We start from the raw sequence: 18,429 nt of genomic DNA on the forward strand, positions 1-18,429 counted from the left end.
GGGGAGAGCGACTGTCTTATCAGTCAAGCGTTTTGCCATGGCTTATTGTCTCGAATGATGGCGTTGAGGATGGTGATCAGTTTTCGCATGGTTGCGACGATGGCGACGATTTTGGGCTTGCCTTGGGCGACGAGACGGTCGCGGAAGGCCTTGAGGCTTGGGTTATGGCGGCTGGCGACGAGGGCGGCCATGAAGAGGACGGCGCGCACCTTGCCCCTGCCGCCACTGATGAAGCTCTTGCCCTTCCATTTTCCCGATTGCCGCGTCCAGGGGGCAAGGCCTGCCAGTGATGCTATCTGGCGTCGGTCGAGACTGCCGAGTTCGGGCAGTTCGGCCAACAGCGTGCGGGCCGTCGTCGGCCCGACGCCCGGCACCGAGGTCAGCAGTTCCTCCCGCACCCGCCAGACCGGCGACTTGCGGATATGGTCGTCGAGATCGGCATTGAGACTTTCCAGCTCGCGACGCAAGGCCGTCAGCAATCGCTTGATGCTTTTCTGCGCCTGCTTTGCCAGCGCCATGCGCAACCGGTTCTCCTCGGCCACGATCATCTGCACAATCTGCCGCCTACGGGCCACGAGTTCGCAAAGAGCTTGCGTCTCGGCGTCGCGCAACGGCCGGATCTCAGGCTTCGTCGCCAGGACGAAGGCGGCGATGACGGCGGCATCGATCGGATCGGTCTTGGCCCTGCGGCCAATGGCATTGGCATAGGCACGCACTTGCGCCGGATTGACGACGAGGACCGTCAACCCCGCTGATGACAGCTCGGCCACCGCCAGGGTCTCGAAGCCGCCCGTCGCCTCAAGTGCGATCGCATCAGCGCCGATGGTCTTCAGCCGACCAATCAATTCATCGATGCCGGCATGATCATTGCCGATAGCGAAGGCTTCACCCTGCGGTACGACCGCCACGTCGAGCCGGTTCTTCGAAACATCGATACCAACGATCGTCTCCATCTGATCCCATCCTTGCCTAAGCGGGCTTTGCCTTCGCAAGCGGCCCCGGCGACTGTTCGGGTTCAATGGAATGGCGGACGGAGACCCAAGCTCTCCCACGGGCTTGCTGTCCCAAAGGAGCGGCGGTCTTCCATCCCCAACCGCAACCGGCACTACAGCGCCAATAGCGGATAAACGGAAGTTACAAAGGGGACGCGGCAACGACTTCAGTTCATATGCAATTGCCCTGCCGCAGGCGGGGAAAGGGCTGAGGTTGGGAGGCATATCGATTTGAGATAAGGGGCATACATCGAATATGGCATCGTGCCTGGGCGGCGATTGTCGCCAAGCCTAAAGCATTTCCGCTTTTCTTCGAATCGCGACAACGCTCTAGGCTCTTGTTTCCTTGCGCATTCCGGACGGAAAATCGCTACGCACTTTTCCTGGAAATGCTCTAGACAGCAAAAAGCCGGGAGAGCGTCGCTCTCCCGGCTTTGATCTTGGACCCCTTGCGAAGATCAGGCGGCTTCGTGCTCCGTCGTGTGTGCCTTGCGGACTTCCTCGTCCGTCAGGATGCCGCTGGCGCGCAGCAGGGCGGCGAAGCGGCCGTTGCTCTGGCTGAGCTCGTTGAAGCTGCCGTTCTCGATGATGCGGCCGTTGTCCAGGAAGAGGACCATGTCGGCCTCGCGAACCGTCGACAGGCGGTGCGCGATGATGAAGGTCGTGCGGTTCTGGCGCAGGTTGTCGATCGCCGTCTTGACCCGGTTTTCGGTTTCGACGTCGAGCGCGCTGGTGGCTTCGTCGAGCACGAGGATCGGCGCATCCTTGAGGATGGCGCGGGCGATTGCGATACGCTGGCGTTCACCACCCGAGAGCTTGTTGCCACGCTCGCCGACGCGGGTATCGTAGCCGCCTTCGCGGGTTTCGATGAAGTCGTTGGCAGCGGCGGCCTGCGCGGCACGAACCATTTCTTCCTGCGTCGCACCTTCGCGGCCGAGGCGAATGTTGTCGCTGATCGAGCGATTCAGCAGGCCGGCATCCTGGAAGACGGTGGCGATGAAGCGGCGCAGCGACTTGCGGGTCACCTTGGTGATGTCGTGACCGTCGACGAGGATCTGGCCCTTCTGCGGGTCGAAGACGCGCTGCAGCAGGTTGACGAGCGTCGTCTTGCCAGCGCCGGTCGGGCCGACGATGGCGACGGTCTGGCCGGCCTTCACCGTGAAGGAGATGTCGTGCAGGCCCTGCGAGGAGTTGGCGAAGCCGAAGGATACGTCGCGGAACTCCACTTCGCCCTTGACGTCCTTGATTTCGGCAAGGCCGGCTGGCTCTTCGCGGTCACGAACGGAATCTTCCAGCGTGTAGAAGTCCACGAGCTTGGCGCGCGCTTCGAAAATCTGGTTGGCGAAGTTGCGCAGCTGCTCCAGGCGGCCGATCAGCACGTTGGCGAAGGCGATGAAGGTGATCAGCGCACCAAGGCTCAGGCTGCCGTCCTGGACGAGGACGGTACCGATCATCAGGATCGCCATCATGGCCACGGTCGAGGCCGTGCGGTTCAGAGCGCCGGCAAGAGCCCACCAGTCGAGGACCGGATACTGGGCCTCCAGCAGACGTTCGGTGAAGGACTTCAGCGCCTTGGTTTCAGCTTCGATGCGGTTGTAGCTGTGCAGCACCGAAACGTTGCTGATCGAGTCGCTCACATGCGAGAAGACGGTATTGTAGTGGCTTTCGACCGAGGTCTGGCCATCTTTCGTACGATTCATGACCAGCCGGCCGATGATCCAGTAGAAGACGCCGAGCAGGACGAGGACTGCGGACAGGCGCAGGTCCATGGCCATGGCTGTCGGAATCATGATGACGAGCGCAACGGCGGTCGACAGATGGTTGCGCATGAATTCGAGCCACAGGCCGAACAGCGCTTCGCAGGCGCGCAGCAGCGTGTTCAGCGCGCTCGCCGTGCCGCGCTGGCTATGCCAGGAGAGCGGCATCGAGATGATGCGGCCGAATGCTTCGGTGAGCAGGGAGGCGCGGCGGCCATGCGCAAGGCGGTCGGCCTCGCGGGACACCACGATGAAGGCGACAGCACTGAAGACGGCAAAGCCGGCCCACAGCACCATGGTCGGCGTGACGGCTTCTTTCTTGGCAATGGCGTCGAAGATGCGGCCGAACAGAACCGGTTCATAGATGGTGGTCATCGCAAGCGCGATGTTTGCGATCACGACCATCCAAACGCGGTATCGATACGCGCCAAGATACTTCAGGGCTCTTGCATAGACTTTGAACAGTGACACGTCAGGCACCCTCTGTGCATCAGCAAAACTCGGAATGCTGCGACACTACAGATCGGTACCTGAACCGGCGATTAACGGAATCTGAAGCTGTTTTTTCAAGGGAATTTCCCGCGCAGCGCGTGCCGTCGCAGCCAGGTGCTATCGGCCGCCGCAGAAATGTGACACTTTGGGAACGACCCCGCCGCGGCATCATCCGTTACTATTAAGTCACGCCGAAGGCGGCCATTCAGGGTTGAATGGCAAAAAAATCGCCAAAGGCGTTCAATTTCGCGTCGGCCTGAGTATGTTGCCGGCGATTAAGCGCGCTAGGGGGCCTGGCGAGCAGGGTGGCAATGCTCGTCCGCCGATAATTCAGGCTGCGAGGCCGAGGGGTAAATGTGAATATCCATTCGCTAATACAATTGCTTGTGGTCATCGAAGAATGCAAGCGTACCAAGGATGTCGTGGCCGAGCTCGAGCTTGTGCTCCGTTCCTACAAATTCGATTTCTACGGTTTGCTGAGGCAGACGCGGCCGAATGTCGATATCGCCAACTTCATGCTGGCGGGCCGCTGGCCCGATCAATGGCCGCTGACCTATGTCCGCAAGAGATACATGCTCGTCGACCCTGTAGCGCGCTATGCCACCCGGGCGCAGCGCCCCTTCCGCTGGAGCGATGCCGTGACTGCGCACAAATCGGATCCGCTCCGGCGCCGGATGGAGCAGATGATGGCGGATGCCCGTGCCAACGGGCTTATCGACGGCTATATTTTTCCGATTCACGGACGAAGCGGCCTGCTCGGCAGCATGACGATCGGCGGTGAGGCGGTCGATCTTTCCCCGACGGAGCTTTCGCTCTTCGATGCCGTGGCCAGAAAGGCTTTCTGGCGGCTTCTGGAGCTGCGTGACGAAGCGCAATCGCTCGAGGAACAGGGGAAGGCCGATCTGAAACTGACCAAGCGCGAGATGGAGGTGCTCAACCATCTGGCCGACGGCATGACCTCGATCGAGATCAGCCGGCTGCTGAAGATTTCCAATCATACCGTCGACTGGTACATGAACAGCATCCAGGAAAAGCTGAAGGCCAGAAATCGGCAGCACATCGTCGCCATCGCTTTCAGAAACGGACTTATTCCGTAACGGCAACTATTTTGATGTCGGATGTCGCAGGAGAAATTGAACTTCCCGTGACAAGAAGTTAAGAATTCTCTTCGCGGGTGCAGCATTGCCCGTTTCGATGCCGTGAGGAGACAGCATTGCCCATTTCCAAGATCCTGGTTGCCAACCGTTCCGAAATCGCCATCCGCGTATTCCGCGCCGCCAACGAGCTTGGCATAAAAACGGTGGCCATCTGGGCCGAGGAAGACAAACTCGCGCTGCATCGCTTCAAGGCGGACGAGAGCTATCAGGTCGGCCGCGGTCCGCATCTTGCCCGTGATCTCGGGCCGATCGAGAGCTATCTGTCGATCGACGAGATCATCCGCGTCGCCAAGCTTTCCGGCGCCGACGCGATCCATCCGGGCTACGGTCTTCTGTCGGAAAGCCCTGAATTCGTCGATGCCTGCGATGCCGCCGGCATCATCTTCATCGGCCCGCGCGCCGATACGATGCGCCAGCTCGGCAACAAGGTCGCCGCCCGCAATCTCGCGATCTCGGTCGGCGTGCCCGTCGTGCCGGCCACCGATCCCTTGCCTGACGATATGAAGGAAGTCGCCAAGATGGCGGCCGAGATCGGCTATCCGGTCATGCTCAAAGCTTCCTGGGGCGGCGGCGGCCGCGGCATGCGCGCCATCCGCTCCGAGGCCGATCTCGCCAAGGAAGTGACGGAGGCCAAGCGCGAAGCGAAGGCCGCCTTCGGCAAGGACGAGGTCTATCTCGAAAAGCTCGTCGAGCGCGCCCGCCACGTCGAAAGCCAGATCCTCGGCGACACGCACGGCAATGTCGTGCACCTGTTCGAACGCGACTGTTCGGTTCAGCGCCGCAACCAGAAGGTCGTCGAGCGTGCGCCGGCGCCCTATCTTACCGATGCGCAGCGTCAGGAGCTGGCCGCCTATTCGCTGAAGATCGCCAAGGCGACGAATTATGTCGGCGCCGGCACCGTCGAATATCTGATGGATGCCGATACCGGCAAATTCTACTTCATCGAAGTCAATCCGCGTATCCAGGTCGAGCATACCGTTACCGAAGTCGTCACCGGCATCGATATCGTCAAGGCGCAGATCCATATCCTCGACGGCTTTGCCATCGGCACGCCGGAATCGGGCGTTCCGAAGCAGGAAGACATCCGGCTCAACGGCCATGCGCTGCAGTGCCGCGTGACGACGGAAGACCCGGAGCATAACTTCATTCCGGATTACGGCCGCATCACCGCCTATCGTTCGGCTTCGGGTTTCGGCATCCGTCTGGACGGCGGCACGTCCTATTCGGGTGCGATCATCACCCGCTATTATGATCCGCTGCTGGTGAAGGTGACGGCCTGGGCGCCGAACCCGCAGGAGGCGATCGCCCGCATGTACCGTGCGCTGCGCGAATTCCGCATCCGTGGCGTCGCGACGAACCTTACCTTCCTCGAAGCGATCATCACGCACGAGAAATTCCGCGACAACAGCTATACGACGCGCTTCATCGATTCCACGCCGGAACTGTTCCAGCAGGTCAAGCGCCAGGACCGCGCCACGAAGCTTCTGACCTATCTCGCTGACGTCACGGTCAACGGCCATCCCGAAACGCGCGGCCGTCCGGAGCCTTCGGCAAAGGCCGCCCAACCGGTGCTGCCCTATATCGACAGCGCTATTCCGGATGGAACCAAGCAGCTCCTCGACAAGCTCGGCCCGCAGAAATTCGCCGAATGGATGCGCGGCGAGAAGCGCGTGCTGATGACCGACACGACGATGCGCGACGGCCATCAATCGCTGCTTGCGACGCGCATGCGTACCTATGACATCGCCAGCATCGCCGGCACCTATGCGCGCGCCCTGCCGCAGCTTCTGTCGCTGGAGTGCTGGGGCGGCGCCACCTTCGACGTCTCCATGCGCTTCCTCACCGAAGATCCGTGGGAGCGCCTGTCGCTGATCCGCGAGGGTGCGCCTAACCTGCTTCTGCAGATGCTGCTGCGTGGCGCCAACGGCGTCGGCTACACCAACTATCCCGACAATGTCGTGAAATACTTCGTCCGCCAGGCAGCCAAGGGCGGCGTCGATCTCTTCCGTGTCTTCGACTGCCTGAACTGGGTCGAAAACATGCGCGTGTCGATGGATGCCGTTGCCGAGGAGAACAAGCTCTGCGAAGCGGCGATCTGCTACACGGGTGATATCCTGAACTCGGCGCGCCCGAAATACGATCTGAAATATTATACCGATCTCGCCGTCGAGCTGGAAAAGGCCGGTGCCCACATCATCGCGCTGAAGGATATGGCCGGCCTTCTGAAGCCGGCGGCCGCCAAGGTGCTATTCAAGGCGCTGCGCGAGGCGACGGGTCTGCCGATCCACTTCCACACGCATGATACATCGGGCATTGCCGCTGCAACCGTACTTGCTGCGGTCGACGCCGGCGTCGATGCCGTCGATGCGGCGATGGATGCGCTGTCCGGCAATACCTCGCAGCCCTGCCTCGGCTCGATCGTCGAAGCCCTCAAGGGTTCCGAGCGCGATCCGGGGCTCGATCCCGAATGGATCCGCCGCATCTCCTTCTACTGGGAAGCCGTGCGCCACCAGTACGCCGCCTTCGAAAGCGACCTCAAGGGTCCGGCTTCGGAAGTCTATCTTCACGAAATGCCGGGCGGCCAGTTCACCAACCTCAAGGAACAGGCCCGCTCGCTCGGTCTCGAGACCCGCTGGCACCAGGTGGCGCAGGCCTATGCCGATGCCAACCAGATGTTCGGCGATATCGTCAAGGTGACGCCATCCTCCAAGGTCGTCGGCGACATGGCGCTGATGATGGTGAGCCAGGACCTGACGGTTGCCGATGTCGAAAACCCGGCCAAGGATATCGCCTTCCCGGATTCGGTCGTCTCGATGCTGAAGGGTGATCTCGGCCAGCCGCCGTCGGGATGGCCGGAAGCGCTGCAAAAGAAAGCGCTGAAGGGCGACAAACCCTATGTCGTTCGCCCCGGCTCCCTGCTTGCCGAAGCTGATCTCGATGCCGAGCGTAAGGTCATCGAGACCAAGCTGGAGCGCAAGGTCGACGACTTCGAATTCGCCTCCTACCTGATGTATCCGAAGGTCTTCACCGACTATGCGCTGGCCGCCGACACCTACGGCCCCGTCTCGGTGCTGCCGACGCCGGCCTATTTCTACGGTCTGAAGGAAGGCGACGAGCTGTTTGCCGAGATCGAGAAGGGCAAGACGCTCGTGATCGTCAACCAGGCGATGACGACGACCGACGACAAGGGCATGGTGACGGTGTTCTTCGAACTCAACGGCCAGCCGCGCCGCATCAAGGTGCCGGATCGCGCCCATGGTGCTTCCGGCAGTGCCGTGCGCCGCAAGGCCGAGACCGGCAATGCCGCCCATGTCGGTGCGCCGATGCCGGGCGTCATCTCGACGGTGTTCGTCTCGCCCGGTCAGGCGATCAAGGCCGGTGACGTGCTCGTGTCCATCGAGGCCATGAAGATGGAAACGGCACTGCACGCCGAAAAGGACGGCACGATCTCCGAAGTGCTGGTGCGCGCCGGCGACCAGATCGATGCCAAGGATCTGCTTGTCGTCTACGGCGCCTGAGCGTCCATAGAGATACGAAAAGGGCCGGCTCCAATCCGGCCCTTTTTGTGCAGCTTTTCGGACAGAGGCGCAGCCATGACTGATCGTTCCCTGCATATCGGGCAATACGACGTTACACTTCTGCTCGACGGCCTCTTCGAGGCGCCGGCGGATATGTTGATCCACGCGGATGGCGATGCTGCCCGGCAGCACGCGATCGCAAGCTGGGGCAAGCCGACGCTTCAGGTGGATGTGAACTGCTTCCTTCTGCGCGGGCCTGCCGGGGTTCTTCTGATCGATGCCGGCACGGGTACGTCATGGGGGCCGAAATACGGCCATGCACGATCGGCATTGCAGGAAGCGGGTGTTTCGCCGGATGAAATCCAGGGCGTCTTGCTCACCCATATCCATGGCGATCATGCACTCGGTCTGTTCGATGGCGACGAGCCATACTTCCCGCATGCAGAGGTGTTCGTACCGGAGCGTGATATCGCCTTCTTCACTGACCAGGCTGAGCGTGAGGCGCTGCCGGAGGCGAGACGCGGCGGCTTCAAGATTGCCGAGCAGCTGCAGCGCATCTACGGCGCGCGCATAAGGCGGATCGGGCCAGGCGAAGTGCTTGTTGGCATAGAGGCGCGTTCGCTGCCGGGGCACACGCCCGGCCACACAGGCTATTTGCTTTGCGGCGGCGACAATTCCTTGCTGATCTGGGGCGATACCTTGCATGTGGGGGATCTGCAGCCCGGCGATCCGAAGATCGGCCTAGCCTATGATCTCGATCCAGGGCAGGCTGCCAGAACCCGCCAAGTGGCTCTGGAAGATGCGGCCCGCGAAGGCTGGATCGTCGCCGGCGGCCACATCACCGGCTTTGGACGCGTGCGGCGGGAAGCGAAGGACTACAAGATCGGACCGGTGTGAAAACAATCCGCTGGTCATGTAACCGAACCCGTCTTGCGCCGCTCCGCGAAGGCAGCCCAGAATGCCACCAGCAGCGCGAGCAATGCTGACATCAGCATCAGGACGAACAGGGTATGGATCGTCGGTGATCGCTCAAGGAATAGTCCGGCAATGGAGCCGATGACCGCGCCGCCCGATATCCGCATGGCGGCGGCGAGCCCCGCGGCCGTCCCGACCATATCTGATCGTACCGACATCGCGCCGCTATTGGCGGCCGGCATGGTGAGGCCGTTGCCGATGCCGATGAAGATGCAGGGGCCGAAGAGCGCCCAAACATGAGTCGTGCCGGACAGCGACAGGGCAAGGCCTGATATCAAGCCGATACAGGTCAGAAACCGCGCTATGACAAGGATCATGCCGAGCGGAATGCGTGCCCCATAGCGGCCGGCCAGATAGCTGCCCAGAATGAAGCCGGCGGGAACCAGGCCCATATAGAAGCCGAGCATAGCGCTCGAGCCACCAAGCGTGTCGCCGATCGTGAGCGGCGCCCCACCGAGGAAGATGTAAAGCACGCCCATCGAGCAGGCCATGCAGAGCGTATAGGCCCAGAACCGCTGCGAACGCAGAAGCAGTCCATAGGAGGCGATGTAGTTTCTGCGTGTACCTGATGCAGGCGCCCTCGATCCCTTCAATTCATGCAGAGACAGAAGAAAGGCTGCGATGCCGAGGATTGCGAGGACGACGAAGCTTGCCTGCCAGCCGAACACTTCGTCCAGCGAGCCGCCGAACAGCGGGCCGACCATGGGTGCCAGCGCCCATCCCATGGCGAGATAGCCGAATTTGCTTGCTGCCTCGCGATCGTTTGAGGTTTTCTTGATGATGACGAGCGCGACGGAGTAGCAGGGTCCGATGCACGCCTGCATCATGCGGCACAGCAGGAAGATGCCGATATTCGGAGCGAACACACAGCCGATCGAGGTAACGATGAAGATCGAGAGCGCCGTCAGGACGACCGGCCTGCGGCCGAACCGATCCGATATCGCGCCGCCGATGGCTTCAAGGGCTGCCGTGACGATGGAAAAGCCGGCGACGGAGAGGTTCACGAGGGCGAAATCGGCGTGGAATGCCACAGCGATCTTCGGCAACGATGGCAGGATCATATTCACCGGCAACACGGCAAGCGCCGAGAGCAGGATGAGGGTTATCAGCCGCGGCTGTGCGGCGGTTCTTTCGGTGGTCGTATCGTCGGTTGCTTGCTTGGATGAATGATCGATGCGGCTTTCGGTGTGCGTCATGGCCTTGTCCGTCGTATGGATGGGGAGTCGAGGGTGATCTGACGAGGCGCTGCCCGGATTTCAGGCAATAAAAAAGGCCCCGTCAGGAGCCTGCTTACCGCGCATGGGTGCTTTCGCCGGATGGTTACACCATCTTGCCCATGCGCCTTCCTACCACTACGAGAACGAGTGCCGTATCCATGAGATTAGAGCTAACCGCAAAGCGGCCCAGCGTCAATGCGCGGCTTTGCCCCAATATGAAGCCATTTTCGGCCCAGGTCGGCGGGCTCAGATGTCGTAGCTGAGCCCGGAATTCAGTGTTGAGATGAATTGCTTCGTCCGCTCCTGCGAAGGATTGGAGAAGACATTGCGCGAGGAGCCGGTCTCGACGATGTTGCCCGCTTCCAGAAACACGACATTGTTGGCAATCTTCGAGGCAAGCCGCAGGTCGTGGGTTGCCATGACCATGGTCGTGCCTTCATTGGCGAGCTTGCCCAGCACATCGACCACTTCGGCCGCCAGTTCCGGATCGAGCGCCGAGGTCGGTTCGTCGCAGAGCAGCACGCGCGGCGAGGGGGCGAGCGCGCGGGCAATCGCCACGCGCTGCTGCTGGCCGCCCGAAAGCGTCGAGGGCCAGGCATCGATCTTGTGGGCCATGCCGACCTTAGTCAAAAGCTCGACGGCGCGGGCGCGGGCCTTCTCGGCCGGCCAGCGCAACACGGTCGTCAGGCCTTCCATGACGTTCTGGATTGCGGTCTGATGCGGAAAGAGCTGGAAATTCTGGAAGACCATGCCGGTCTGGCGGCGGATCTTCTGGATCTCCTGCCATGCGGGCTTTTTGCCCGGCTGGAAAGTAGCCGTCTCGTCGCCGATGCGGATCGTGCCGGCAGTCGGGATTTCCAGGAGATTGATGCAGCGAAGCAGCGTGCTCTTGCCGCCGCCGGAGGGCCCCACGAGTGCCGTCACCGTGCCTTCGGGGATCATCAGGCTGATGTCCTTGAGGATGACGTTGTCGCCGAAGCGCTTTTCGATATGCGAAAGCTCGATCATGCCTGTGCCTCCAGCGTGCCGCCGGAACGGGCGAAGCGGCGTTCGAGGTAGCCCTGTAGCGTCGACAGGAAGGTGCTGAGCACGAGATAGATGATGGCGGCCTCGATATAAAGGATCAGCGGCTCGTAGGTCGTTGCCACGATGCGCTGCGCGGCCTGAAACAGCTCCGGCACGGTAATGGCGGCGGCGAGCGACGTATCCTTGACCAGCGAGATGAAGGTGTTCGACAGCGGCGGCACGGCAACGCGCGCTGCCTGCGGCAGGATGGTGCGGCTCATGGCCTGGCGCCAGTTCATGCCGATCGAATAGGCCGCTTCCCACTGACCTTTCGGCACGGAGGAGATGACGGCGCGGATGATTTCGGACGTATAGGCGCCGACGCTGAGCGTAAAGCCGATGACGGCGGCCGGAAAGGCGTCGAGCAGGATGCCGAGGCTCGGCAGGCCGTAGAAGATGACGAAGAGCTGTACGAGCAGCGGCGTGCCGCGGATCACCCAGACATAGAAGCGGGCGATCGCCACCAGCGGCGCCGGGCCGAACAGTCTGACGACGGCAGTAAGCAAACCGAGCAGCAGACCGAGGACGAAGGTAATCAAGGTGAGCGGGATGGTGAAGACGAGCCCTGCCCAAAGCAGCGTGCCCAATGACTCCCACATCAGTTGCAACCAATGCTCCACGGAGAAGCCTTTCGATAAGAGAATGCGTCCGGAGGTGACCCCGGACGCATCTTTTTCACAGTTTTATGTCGCTGCCTATGCCCTCTTACTTCGAAACATCCTGTCCGAAGTATTTCTTGGAGATCTTGTCATAGGTGCCGTCAGCCTTGATGTCGGCCAGCGCCTTATTGATCGCATCAAGCAGTTCCGGCTCTCCCTTGCGGATGATGACGGCGGAGAAATCGGCGTTGGACTGCTGTGCGACGATCTTCACCGGAGCGTCGGGCTTGTGCTTCTTGAAATCGAGGAAGGAGAGGCTGTCGTTGATGGTCGCATCGGCACGGCCGGTCAGGACCAGCTGGATCGACTGGTCGAAGCCATCGGTGCCGACGAGCTCGGCGCCGGCCTCGGTTGCGAGCTTGCCGAAGTTGCTGGTCAGCGACTGCGCGGACTTCTTGCCCTTGAGATCGGCGAAATCCTTGATGTCGGTGTTGCTGTCCTTGACGATCAGCACGGCCTTGGAGGCGATATAGGGCTCGGAGAAGTCATACTTCTTCTTGCGAGCTTCGGTGACGCCGACTTCGTTGATGACGGCGTCGTAGCGGTTGGCATCAAGGCCGGCGATCAGGCCGTCCCACTTGCCTTCCAGGAACTGCGCCTTGACGCCAAGCTTGCCGGCGATCGCTTCGGCGATCTCGACGTCGAAGCCGGTCAGCTTGCCGCTCTCGTCATGAAAGGTGAAGGGCGCATAGGTCCCTTCCGTGCCGACCTTGAATACGCCGGCCGACTGGATCGCCTTGAGGTTTTCGCCGGCATGGGCGGGGAGCAGGAATGCAGCCTGCACGAGGGCGGCGGCGGCAACAGTCTTCAACCAGTTCATCGTTCTCTTCCGTTTCTGGAGCGGTTTCATTCAATGTCGCATACATCGCAGAAAAATTGCATCGCGAAAGCGTAGAAAACTGCGAGATAAATGGGCAATTGCGAATATTTTTCTCAAAGAACAGCGGATCGAGCCGTCAGGAGAGACGAGGCTTCCGTCTCCGTCGATAATTGCTGACCAATGTGGCAGCGCAGCATAGTGACAATTCTCGATGTTGCCCTACTTCTCCCAACGTTGCTCCATTTCTCTCAATGTTGCCTATTGCAGCATTTGGTTGTGTCTTTGGTGCGGCATTATTCATGCAGGGCATGCGCGCTATCAAGGTCTCCTATCGGTTTGCCGGGAGACGCGGGCGGCAATCAAAATGCGTTTCTATTAGGAATTGCAGTGCAGGAATTGATCTGACACAGCCCGAAGAGGTGACGAATTGTCCATCATAGCGCGCTGGCGGCCTTGGCCGGTTCGTGAGCTTCACGTCGTGGCTGCGTCACTTCTTCTGAGCGTGTCTGTATTCATACCAACCTTTCCAACCTTTGCGGCGGATACGATCGAGCGGCCATCGAAATGGATCGGCCGTGTTGCAGCCAGCGATGCAGCTTTTGGCTGGCCCGGCAGCGGCTTTGCGCTGCGTTTCGAAGGCACCTCGCTCTCGGTTACCCTCGTCGATACCGGACAAAACAGCCTGGAGATCGAATTGGACGGTGTTCCCCAGCGCCTTGATCTGCAGGCGGGGCAGCACCGATACCAGCTTGCCGATGGCTTGCAGCGAGGCGCCCATAGCGTTCGCGCGACGCGCCGCACCGAAGGATGGGTTGGCGATACCACATTCGTTTCCGCCGAAACAGACGGGTCGTTCCTCCCAGCAGAGGCATCGACCGAAGAGATGGTGGCAATAGGAGACTCCATCACTGCAGGCTACGGCGTCGAGGGTGTCGGTCCCGGATGCAAATTCAGCCCCGGAACTGAAAATCAATATCTGACATATGCCGCTGTCGCAGCGCGTAGCCTCGGGATGGAGCTTACGACGCTCGCGGTTTCGGGCATCGGCCTTTCGCGTGCTCGCGAGGGCACGAAAACCATGCTTGACGTCATCGACAATGGGACGTTGTTGAGAAGCGGTGCGCCCGGCCTTCCCGACGAGCGCGTTTCCGCCGTCGTCATCAATCTGGGGACGAACGACTTTTCGGACGGCAAGAATCCCGGCGATTTCGGCGGGGAATACGCCAAGCTTCTCTCCAGGCTCAGATATCAGTTTCCAAAAGCGTATCTCTACGCCGCGCTCGGGCCGATGATGCCTCAGAAGGATTTCGATACGGCCGAGAAAGCAATCAAGGCCGCCGTCCAGACGAGCGTCGCGAAAGGCGAAAGCCGCCTTCGATATCTGAATTTGCGCGTCAAACCGAAGGATTTTGGATGCAACTGGCATCCAAGCCGCAGCACCCAGGCGGCAATGGCGGATGTGTTGGAACAAGCAATCAAAGCGGATCGGGGCCGTCATGGTTAACGAGCAGGTGCTTTCCATTCGGCGGCCAAACTCGAAACAATTGGACTCTCTCCAGTTTCTCCGGTTTGTGGCCGCCTTCTCTGTCGTTCTCTTTCATTTCGGACGCACTCTTGTGCTCGAGTACCATGTCGATCGCAATTATTTCGACATGGGCGCCGCCGGCGTCGACATTTTCTTCGTTCTGAGCGGCTTCATCATCAGCTACTCCTCCGATCCGGGACGCGGGCTTGTCTATTTCGCACGCAAGCGCGTTGCGAGAATAGTTCCGCTCTACTGGTTGCTGACGCTGGTGATCGTCTTGATCGCGCTCGTGAAGCCCAACCTGCTCAATTCGACTGTGGTGACCGTGGACACGGTCATCAAATCTCTTCTTTTCATCCCTTATCAGAAAAGCGGAGGCGCCGTACAACCGATCCTTTTCCTGGGCTGGACGCTTTGTTACGAGGTGTTTTTCTACGTAATCTACGGTGCCTGCCTGATCTTTGGCGCCAGGGCAACCTGGTTTGCCTCCGCAGCCATCCTCTTCCTGATCGCGCTGCATGCGATTTGGCCCGCGGGATCCGTCGAATGGCGTTTCTATACAAATCCGATACTGATCGAATTCGTTCTCGGCATGATGCTTCACAAGGCGTATTCGGCTTATAGCGCCATCAGGAGCGGGTCGAATGTCGCCGCCTTTGTGCTCGTTCTCCTGGCATGCGGGGCCTACTTCCTTATTGTGACACTTGCCGGTCCCAGCCTCTTCGCCTCGAGCCTGTTTGCGATCCTTTTCGTCTTGGGCTTCCTGCTCATGCGGCTGCCGTCCGGGAAACTATGGGCCATTCCGGTTCTGCTGGGAGACGCGTCCTACTCGCTCTACCTCGTTCACCCCTACACGTTTCAGCTTCCGGTCAAATTGCTGGGCAAGCACCTCTCCCTGCCCGTTGTGACCGGAATATTGACGCTGGTCACGCTTTGCACGATCGGGATCTCGGTGGCGCTTTTCAAATTCTTCGAACGGCCGATGCAGGCTTTTCTGATGCGGCGGCCACGACCCGTCGAACGGACCGCCGCTGTCGCGGAATGAAATCCAACATCTTGTTGCGGGTTGGGAGTTTCGCTCGCCTGGCGGTTTGCGCTTGTGCCTGCGGAAAACGCATTGATCCGGTTCAAGTCGCCGCCGTGCGCCGCTTTTCCCATTCTTCGACTATGAGTGCCACCAATGTGTCGAGCGGCCGGGTGGTGTCGATTTCCAGGTCGTATCGGCAGTAGTTGTGCGTCTTCAGATGGTAACGGGCTTCGCCGATATAGCGGTTGCCACGTTCTCTCTCGCGACGTTCAACCTCTTCGATCGGTGCATGCACACCGACCCAGAACACGTCGAGATTCGCCAGCAAACTTTCGAGGTGGTCGGCCCAGCTCTGTTCCTCGACGATATGCTCCACAATCAGATCGTTGCCGGCATTGGCGAAGGCAGCGATGGAGCGATGAAATCCATCGAAGAATCTGCTGCGCTCACCCGGTGACCCCGCGGCGGCGTTACGTTTCAACGCCCGAAAACCTGCATCTGCCAATTGATCCGAGGCATAGTAGCAAAACTCCGGCAGCACTTCTCTCAGTGCTTTCGCCAAGGTCGATTTGCCTGCGCTGGATGTGCCATTCAGGAAGATAATGCGGCCAGGGATCATGCGGTATCCGATTCCAATCACTCTTCGAGGGCTGCAACGTTCACCATGCCGATGCCTTGTCTGATGTCGTGGCAAAAGAGATCGAATCGCAACCTATATGTGTGTCTGTACAGAATATAGGCTTTTATGATTGTAACAGTGGTCGGCGGTCATCAAGCCGCGGCCGTTCGCCGCTTCATCCGCTCGCTGATAATGATGATGAAGCCGGCGCTGAGGATCAGGATGGCACCGATGAAGGTGTTGGCGCCGGGGATATCGCCCCAGATCAGGTAACCGAGCAGGAAGGCCCAGACCAGCGAGGTATATTCGAACGGCGCGAGCACCGAGACGGGTGCCTGGCGCATGCCTTCGAAGAGAGCGAGCTGGCCGGCGCCGGCGATGATGCCGGTCAAGCCGAGCAGGACAATCTGAAACGGCGTCGGCGTCTGCCAGTGGATGATCGCCATGCCCGCGGTCAGGATGATGAACATGATGTTGGAGACGGCCATCTGGATATGGCTTTTCTCGTGCAGTGCGGTCTTGCGCAAAAGCACCATGCCGCATGCCCAGAGGACGGCTGCCTGCAGCGCCAGATAGACCGGCCAGGAGATCGACAGGCCGACGGGATTGGAGGCAATCACCACGCCGCAGAAGCCGACACCGACCGCCATCCAGCGGGCGATGGTGACCTTTTCGCGCAGCACGATGGTCGCCAGAATCGTGCCGACGATTGGCGCTGCGTAATAGAGTGTCGTCACCTCGGCGAGCTGCAGATAGGAGGCGGCCGAATAATAGGAAATCCAGGCGATGAGGATGATGATGCTGCGCACGATCATCGGCTTGATGATCGGCGAGCGCGCCACCTTATGGACGAGCGCCGGACCTTCGAAAACGAAGCAGCCGGCAAGAATGGTGCAGCTTCGGATGAACAGGACTTGCCAGACGGGGATGGAAGCGACGAGCAGCTTCACCGCCGAATCATGCGCAGTGAACAGCATGTAGGCAAACACCGTAAGCAGGATGCCATAGCCGATGGAGTTTTTCACGGGGATGCACCAGAGGATGACCCGACTTGGGGCCGGCTGAAGAATCTTTCAGGCCTCAACCGATAGGAGCCTACTTTTTCGGCGTCAATAGGACATTTTGCCGATGGCGTGCGCATATGAATGATTTATTCGGGGTTGTGGCGTCTTTGCCTCCGCTTTAACAGACGGAGACGAAATGTGACCGTTTCGGCTTTTTCGATCGTTGAGATTTCAATCGATTTAAATAGACTGCGGCGCAAATTTGGAGGAATTTTCATGGACAACGGGATGAGAATGGAGGGCTTGAAGGAGCGCAGGAGCCCGTTTTTCACCAAATCGCGTGCTGCGGTGTCGCTGATGTTTCTCATGAACGGCTTCATGGTCGGCTGCTGGGCACCGAAAATTCCCGAATTCGCCGAGCGGCTGCAACTGTCCAAATTCGAGCTCGGCCTGATGATCCTCGTCTTCGGTGTTGGCTCCCTCGTCATGATGCCGCTCGCCGGCGCGCAGATCGCTGTGCGCGGCTCGCGCGTTGTCGTGCAGGCCTTTGCGGTGCTGCTGCTGCCTATGATCCTGGCGCTGACGCTGGCGCCGAATGTCTGGACGGCGGCGATCGCGCTCTTTCTCTTCGGCGGTTTCATCGGCGCCATGGATGTGGCGATGAACGCCAATGCCGTCTCGGTCGAAAAATCCATGCGTCGGGCGATCATGTCCTCCTGCCATGCCTTCTGGAGCCTGGGCGGCCTGTTGGGTTCGGCGATCGGCGGGCTACTGATCTCGCGCTGGGGCATTCTAGGCCATGCCGAAGCCTCGACCGCCATCGCCATTGTTTTCTTGGTATTTGCCTGGCCGATGGTCCTAAGCGATCAGCCGCATCATGATGAGGCCAAGCCGAAGGCAAAGCTGCCGATGATTCCACTTCCCTGGCTGCTCGGCATGGTCGCGCTGTTCTGTATGGTGCCGGAGGGCGCGGTGCTCGACTGGAGCGCGCTCTATCTCAGCCAGGAAAAGGGCGCGTCGGTGGCGCTGTCGGGCTTCGGCTTTGCCGCTTTCTCGGCCACCATGGCGACCATGCGTTTTGCCGGCGATTTCGTGCGCGACTGGCTCGGCGCCATCAAGACGCTACGGGTCTGCACGGTCTTTGCCATCGTCGGCATGCTGACGGCAGCGCTCGCGCCGAATGCCGAGATCGCCATTCTCGGCTTTGCGCTCTGCGGCATCGGCATTTCCAACATGGTGCCGATCGCGTTTTCGGCGGCCGGCAACATTCCGGGGCTGCAGCCCGGCATCGCCATTTCGGTCGTCACGACGCTCGGTTATTCCGGCATGCTGGTCGCCCCGTCGGCGATCGGCTTTGCCGCCGAGCATGTCGGCTTCTCGCCGGTGCTGATGGCGCTGCCGGTGATGCTGTTGGTCGTGCTGGCGCTGTCGTCGCTGGCGCGCTACGCTGACGGCATTGGAGATGCCAAGCATTAATTTCGTCGTTTTTGCCCGGTAACGGCTAAAGCCCGACCGATCAAAAGAGATCGCCGCAGCGGTTGACAACGGCCGCTTCGTGATCCACCTGAAAGGCACCCGTTTCAAAGGCCTGCGAGAGCTTTC

14 protein-coding genes are annotated in these 18,429 nt (G+C 60.3%); 6 read left to right on the forward strand and 8 right to left on the reverse strand.

What is annotated here, in order from left to right; all coding sequences use genetic code 11:
• Nucleotides 1–23: 23 nt before the first annotated feature.
• Nucleotides 24–953, reverse strand: a complete 930-nt coding sequence (locus tag GA0061103_RS31315) for an IS110 family RNA-guided transposase (RefSeq protein ID WP_092708808.1) — start codon at nt 951–953, stop codon at nt 24–26.
• A gap of 497 nt (nt 954–1,450) precedes the next feature.
• Nucleotides 1,451–3,220 carry a glucan ABC transporter ATP-binding protein/ permease gene (locus GA0061103_RS31320; RefSeq protein WP_092718925.1) on the reverse strand — a complete coding sequence of 590 codons (1,770 nt, stop codon included), beginning with the start codon at nt 3,218–3,220 and terminating at the stop codon, nt 1,451–1,453.
• Between the two features lie 377 nt (nt 3,221–3,597).
• Between GA0061103_RS31320 and GA0061103_RS31325 the strand changes: the two genes are divergently transcribed.
• The 3 genes from GA0061103_RS31325 to aidB all read left to right on the forward strand — a co-directional run bounded on the left by GA0061103_RS31325 (nt 3,598) and on the right by aidB (nt 8,813).
• Nucleotides 3,598–4,338, forward strand: coding sequence for a helix-turn-helix transcriptional regulator (locus tag GA0061103_RS31325; RefSeq protein WP_092718930.1), 741 nt, complete (start codon nt 3,598–3,600; stop codon nt 4,336–4,338).
• Between the two features lie 116 nt (nt 4,339–4,454).
• A complete protein-coding gene (gene pyc / locus GA0061103_RS31330; RefSeq protein WP_092718935.1) occupies nt 4,455–7,916 on the forward strand; it encodes a pyruvate carboxylase in 3,462 nt (1,153 codons plus the stop codon).
• A 75-nt stretch (nt 7,917–7,991) separates the two neighbouring features.
• The gene (gene aidB, locus GA0061103_RS31335; RefSeq protein WP_092719283.1) at nt 7,992–8,813 is read left to right on the forward strand and encodes an AidB family quorum-quenching N-acyl homoserine lactonase; all 822 of its coding nucleotides are present in this window, start codon (nt 7,992–7,994) and stop codon (nt 8,811–8,813) included.
• A gap of 14 nt (nt 8,814–8,827) precedes the next feature.
• Here aidB and GA0061103_RS31340 read toward each other — a convergent pair whose 3' ends face one another.
• The 4 genes from GA0061103_RS31340 to GA0061103_RS31355 form a co-directional block, all read right to left on the reverse strand.
• Nucleotides 8,828–10,087 carry a multidrug effflux MFS transporter gene (locus GA0061103_RS31340; RefSeq protein ID WP_092718938.1) on the reverse strand — a complete coding sequence of 420 codons (1,260 nt, stop codon included), beginning with the start codon at nt 10,085–10,087 and terminating at the stop codon, nt 8,828–8,830.
• Between the two features lie 267 nt (nt 10,088–10,354).
• Nucleotides 10,355–11,116 carry an amino acid ABC transporter ATP-binding protein gene (locus GA0061103_RS31345; protein ID WP_092718941.1) on the reverse strand — a complete coding sequence of 254 codons (762 nt, stop codon included), beginning with the start codon at nt 11,114–11,116 and terminating at the stop codon, nt 10,355–10,357.
• Complete coding sequence (locus tag GA0061103_RS31350; protein ID WP_092718944.1) at nt 11,113–11,793, reverse strand: amino acid ABC transporter permease; 681 nt, start codon at nt 11,791–11,793, stop codon at nt 11,113–11,115. Before GA0061103_RS31350 ends, GA0061103_RS31345 begins: the two co-directional genes overlap by 4 nt.
• Before the next feature lie 85 nt (nt 11,794–11,878).
• Nucleotides 11,879–12,652 (reverse strand): amino acid ABC transporter substrate-binding protein, encoded by a 774-nt coding sequence (locus GA0061103_RS31355; RefSeq protein ID WP_092718946.1) that lies wholly within the window; start codon nt 12,650–12,652, stop codon nt 11,879–11,881.
• 478 nt (nt 12,653–13,130) lie between these two features.
• Here GA0061103_RS31355 and GA0061103_RS31360 point away from each other — a divergent pair, with 478 nt between their 5' ends.
• Both GA0061103_RS31360 and GA0061103_RS31365 read left to right on the forward strand, forming a co-directional pair.
• On the forward strand, nt 13,131–14,156 hold the full coding sequence (locus tag GA0061103_RS31360; protein WP_141694489.1) for an SGNH/GDSL hydrolase family protein: 1,026 nt from the start codon (nt 13,131–13,133) through the stop codon (nt 14,154–14,156).
• Nucleotides 14,149–15,222, forward strand: coding sequence for an acyltransferase family protein (locus GA0061103_RS31365; protein ID WP_167376675.1), 1,074 nt, complete (start codon nt 14,149–14,151; stop codon nt 15,220–15,222). Before GA0061103_RS31360 ends, GA0061103_RS31365 begins: the two co-directional genes overlap by 8 nt.
• Before the next feature lie 82 nt (nt 15,223–15,304).
• On the opposite strand, the gene GA0061103_RS31370 is transcribed toward GA0061103_RS31365, so the two are convergent.
• On the reverse strand, nt 15,305–15,823 hold the full coding sequence (locus tag GA0061103_RS31370) for a phosphotransferase-like protein (protein WP_092718959.1): 519 nt from the start codon (nt 15,821–15,823) through the stop codon (nt 15,305–15,307).
• A gap of 152 nt (nt 15,824–15,975) precedes the next feature.
• A complete protein-coding gene (locus GA0061103_RS31375; protein WP_092718962.1) occupies nt 15,976–16,848 on the reverse strand; it encodes a DMT family transporter in 873 nt (290 codons plus the stop codon).
• A gap of 255 nt (nt 16,849–17,103) precedes the next feature.
• Here GA0061103_RS31375 and GA0061103_RS31380 point away from each other — a divergent pair, with 255 nt between their 5' ends.
• A complete protein-coding gene (locus GA0061103_RS31380; protein ID WP_092718964.1) occupies nt 17,104–18,303 on the forward strand; it encodes an MFS transporter in 1,200 nt (399 codons plus the stop codon).
• Nucleotides 18,304–18,429 lie beyond the last annotated feature (126 nt).

It is taken from the genome of Martinezella multihospitum (genome assembly GCF_900094585.1).
Taxonomy (GTDB): domain Bacteria; phylum Pseudomonadota; class Alphaproteobacteria; order Rhizobiales; family Rhizobiaceae; genus Rhizobium; species Rhizobium multihospitium.

Coding starts and splice junctions, on each gene's coding strand:
- GA0061103_RS31380 (WP_092718964.1), top strand. CDS start 17,104: ATGGACAACGGGATGAGAATGGAGGGCTTGAAGGAGCGCAGGAGCCCG.
- aidB (WP_092719283.1), top strand. CDS start 7,992: ATGACTGATCGTTCCCTGCATATCGGGCAATACGACGTTACACTTCTG.
- GA0061103_RS31355 (WP_092718946.1), bottom strand. CDS start 12,652: ATGAACTGGTTGAAGACTGTTGCCGCCGCCGCCCTCGTGCAGGCTGCA.
- GA0061103_RS31315 (WP_092708808.1), bottom strand. CDS start 953: ATGGAGACGATCGTTGGTATCGATGTTTCGAAGAACCGGCTCGACGTG.
- GA0061103_RS31370 (WP_092718959.1), bottom strand. CDS start 15,823: ATGATCCCTGGCCGCATTATCTTCCTGAATGGCACATCCAGCGCAGGC.
- GA0061103_RS31365 (WP_167376675.1), top strand. CDS start 14,149: ATGGTTAACGAGCAGGTGCTTTCCATTCGGCGGCCAAACTCGAAACAA.
- GA0061103_RS31345 (WP_092718941.1), bottom strand. CDS start 11,116: ATGATCGAGCTTTCGCATATCGAAAAGCGCTTCGGCGACAACGTCATC.
- GA0061103_RS31340 (WP_092718938.1), bottom strand. CDS start 10,087: ATGACGCACACCGAAAGCCGCATCGATCATTCATCCAAGCAAGCAACC.